The sequence below is a fragment of the Saccharomonospora iraqiensis subsp. paurometabolica YIM 90007 genome (assembly GCF_000231035.2).
GTDB lineage: Bacteria > Actinomycetota > Actinomycetes > Mycobacteriales > Pseudonocardiaceae > Saccharomonospora > Saccharomonospora paurometabolica.
Window position 1 is genome coordinate 117,471 of the sequence record NZ_KI912187.1, and the last position, 4,115, is coordinate 121,585.

The 4,115-nt window shown below is 74.4% G+C and carries 1 protein-coding gene; it reads left to right on the forward strand.

The genetic code is table 11. From position 1 onward, the window contains the following. On the forward strand, positions 1–4,115 hold a 4,115-nt coding region (locus tag SACPADRAFT_RS24770; protein ID WP_007026740.1), incomplete at both ends, for a type I polyketide synthase.

Sequence of the window (4,115 nt, forward strand, 5' to 3'; positions counted from 1 at the left end):
CCGAGGCGTTCGAGGAAGCCGCCGCCGCCGTCGACCGCCACCGGGCCGGTCCGCCGCTGCGCGACGTCCTGCACGGGGGCGACCCGGCTCTGCTGGACGACACGGCCCGGGCGCAGCCCGCGCTGTTCGCACTTCAGGTGAGCCTGTCCCGTCTCCTGGCACACTGGGACGTGCGGCCGGACGTGCTCGTGGGGCACTCGGTCGGCGAGTTCGCCGCCGCCGAGATCGCCGGGGTGCTGACCCTGGACGAGGCCGCCGAACTGGTCGTGGCGCGCGGCAGACTCATGGCGGAACTGCCGCCGCGCGGTGCGATGGGCGCCGTCGAGGCCGACGTGGACGAGATCACCGCCGATCTCGGACCGGAGATCGATCTCGCGGCGATCAACGGGCCCCGCGCCGTCGTGGTCTCCGGCGCGGCGGAGGCGGTCGCCGCGCTCCTGGAGCGCTGGGCCTCCCGAGGCCGTCGCACGAGCAGCCTCCGCGTCAGTCACGCCTTTCACTCGCACCTGCTCGACCCGGTTCTCGACCGCTTCCGCGACGTCGCGGCGCGCTTCACCTCCCGCCCACCGGCGGTGGAGGTCGTGTCGACGCTGACCGGCCTGCCGTGGGGAGCGCCGGATGCGGATTACTGGGCCGACCACGCCCGGTATCCCGTCCGCTTCCACGACGCCGTCACCGCTGCCGTCGCCGAGGGCACCACGACGTTCCTCGAACTCGGTTCCGGCGGCGCACTCGGGTCGCTGGTCCACGCGGAGGGCGTGGCCACGGCCCCGCTGCTGCGCGAGAATCAGGACGAGCCCCTGACCGCCCGCGCCGCCGCTGCCCTGGCCACCGCGCGCGGGGAGGACTGGACCGCGTTGTCCGGCGGCGGGGGGCGCAGGGTCTCGCTGCCGACCTACCCGTTCGAGCGCAGCCGCCATTGGGCCGGGGACGGACGTACCGTCGCGATACCGGTGCGGAAGCCGGAGGCCGCGCCGTCGGCGAACGTCATCGACCACGTGGCCGCGGTACTCGGATACTCCGACGCCGCGGCCATGGACACCGGTCGCACGTTCCGCGACCTGGGCTTCGATTCCGTCATGCTGGAGGAGTTGCGCGCGCGGCTGTCCGCACTCGGGCGTGCCGTGCCATCCACAGTGGTCTTCGATCACCCCACGCCGGACGCCCTCGCCGCCTGGTGGGAGTCCGGGGACGCCGACACCGAGCAGCCGTTCGGGGCGGACGTCGACCCCGCTGAGCCGATCGCCGTGGTCGCCATGGCCTGCCGCGCGCCGGGCGGCGTCACCGACCCCGACCAACTGTGGGACCTGGTTCTCGAACGTCGTGACGCGGTCGGTGACGCGCCGACCGACCGGGGCTGGACCGTCGACGGGGTGCGGGGCGGCTTCCTGCGCGACGCCGCCGAGTTCGACGCCGACCTGTTCGGGATCTCGCCGCGCGAGGCCGCGGCCATGGAGCCGCAGCAGCGGGTCCTGCTGGAGCTGGCCTGGGAGGCGTTCGAGCGGGCAGGCGGCGTCCCCGGCGGCACCACCGGCGTGTTCGTCGGCGCGATCCCGCAGGACTACGGCCCGCGCGCCCACCGGGCGGGCGAGGCCGGCGGGCACATCCTCACCGGCACCACCACCAGCGTCGCCTCCGGGCGGATCGCCTACCAGTTCGGGCTCGGCGGGCCCGCACTCACGGTCGACACCGCCTGCTCCTCGTCCCTGGTCGCGCTGCACCTGGCCGTGCGCTCGCTGCGGCACGGCGAGATCGACGCGGCGCTGGCGGGTGGCGTCACCGTGATGAGCAGCCCGGGCATGTTTGCCGAGTTCGCCAAACAGGGCGGCCTGGCGACCGACGGCCGGTGCAAGGCGTTCTCCGCCGAGGCCGACGGCACGGGCTGGGCCGAGGGCGCCGGGCTGCTGGTGCTGCGCAGACTTTCCGACGCCCGCCGTGACGGCGACACGGTGCTCGCGGTGATCCGCGGCAGCGCGGTCAATCAGGACGGCACATCGAACGGCCTCACCGCCCCGAGCGGCGTCGCGCAGCGCCGGGTCATCCGTGCCGCCCTCTCCGACGCGGGCCTCACCGGGACCGAGGTGGATCTGGTCGAGGCGCACGGCACCGGCACCCGGCTCGGTGATCCGGTCGAGGCGGCCGCCCTCATCGCCACGTACGGCGCCGACAGGGCCGAGCCCGTCGGGTTGGGCTCGCTCAAGTCGAACATCGGTCACGCGCAGGCCGCCGCGGGTGTGCTCGGCGTGGTCAAGGCAGTGCAGGCCGTCCGGCACGGCGTACTTCCCGCGACCCTGCATGCCACCACCCCGACCCCGCACGTCGACTGGTCCGGCGTGCGGCTGCTCTCCGAACCGGGGGAGTGGCCCGCGGACCGGGTGCGGCGGGCGGCGGTGTCGTCGTTCGGGATCAGCGGTACCAACGCGCACCTGGTGCTGGAACAGGGCGTCGCGATCTCCGCCCCGGCCGAGACCGGCCCCGTCCTGTGGCCGGTCAGCGGGCACTCACCGGAGGCGCTGGCCGCCCAGATCGCCCGGCTGGCCTTGGCGTCGCTGGACGCGGTCCCGGTCGCCAGGGCTCTGGCGTCCCGGGTCCCGCTGCCGTACCGGGCGGTCGGGGTCGGCGCGACGGCCGGGGAGCTGCTGTCGTCCGTGACCGACGGAGCTGTGCGCGGTGTCGCCCGCTCGGGCCGGATGGCGTTCGTGTTCACGGGTCAGGGTTCGCAGTGGGCGGGGATGGGTCGTGGGTTGGCTGCGGCGTTTCCGGTGTTCGCGTCCGCGTGGCACGAGGTGCTGGGGCTCTTCCCGGCTGAGGTCTCCGAGGTGGTGGTCGAGGGTTCGCGGATCGAGGGAACGCGGTTCGCGCAGCCGGGGATCTTCGCGTTCGAGGTGGCGTTGGTGCGGCTTCTGGGGTCGTGGGGTGTGGTGCCGGATGTGGTGATCGGGCATTCGGTGGGGGAGATCGCGGCGGCGTGGGCTGCGGGGGTGTTCTCGCTGGAGGACGCGGCGCGGCTGGTGGTGGAGCGCGGTGCGCTGATGGACGCGGTGCGCACACCCGGGGCGATGGCCGCGATCGGCGTTGCTGAGGCCGAGGTCGAGTTGCCGGACGGCGTCGAGTTGGCGGCGGTGAACGCGCCGGAGTCGGTGGTGGCCTCCGGCGACGCCGACGCGGTGGGCGCGCTGGTGGAGGACTACAAGGCGCGTGGGGTACGGGCGTCGCTGCTCGATGTGAGTCACGCGTTCCATTCCGCCCACATGGACGGGGTGTTGGACGACTTCGGTGCTGCGGTCGAACAGGTCGAGCGCTCCGAGCCCGTCAAGGAGTTCGTCCGGGTGGCGGGCGGCCACGATCCGTCCGAGGCCGGGTACTGGGTCGACAACGTGCGTCGCACGGTCCGGTTCGCCGACGGCGCCGCGCGGTTGGCCGCGGCACACGTCATCGAGGTCGGGCCGAGCGCCGCGCTGGCCCCGTTCGTCGACGGATGCGTTCCCGCCCTCGAGGGCGACGACGAGGTCCGCGCCGTCCTGACCGCGGCCGCGCGGCTCTTCGCCGAGGGCGTCGACCTCGACTGGGACGCTCTGCTGCCCCGTGGGCCGAGGGCGGAGCTGCCGACGTACGCGTTCCAGCGCAGGCGTTTCTGGCTCCGCGCCGACGAGACCGCCGAGGACCCGCTCTTCCACGCCGTCCGCTGGGTCGCGGTCGCCGATCCCCCGCCCGCGCCGACCGGACCCCGGATCGTTCTCGCCGCCGGGGACGACAACCCGTTCCCCGAGGCGGCCGTCCTGCGCGCTCCGGCCGAGCTCGCGCGCCCCGATGTCGACGCCACTGCCGGGGTCGTCGGCGCACTCGGTGCCGAGGACACGCTGGCACTGCTGAAGACCGGCATCGAGAACCTGTGGGTGCTCACCCGCGACGCCGCGACCGACCCCGACCAGGCCGCCGTGCGTGGCCTGGTCCACAGTGCCCGAACCGAGCGGCCCGATCTGGGCGTGCGCCTGCTCGACCTGCCCCGCGCGGCGACGGCCGAGGACATCGACCGGGCCCGCCGGGTCATCGCGGCGCCGGGCCAGGAAACGGACTTCGCCATCACGCCCGCCGGGGTCACGGTTCGCAGGCTG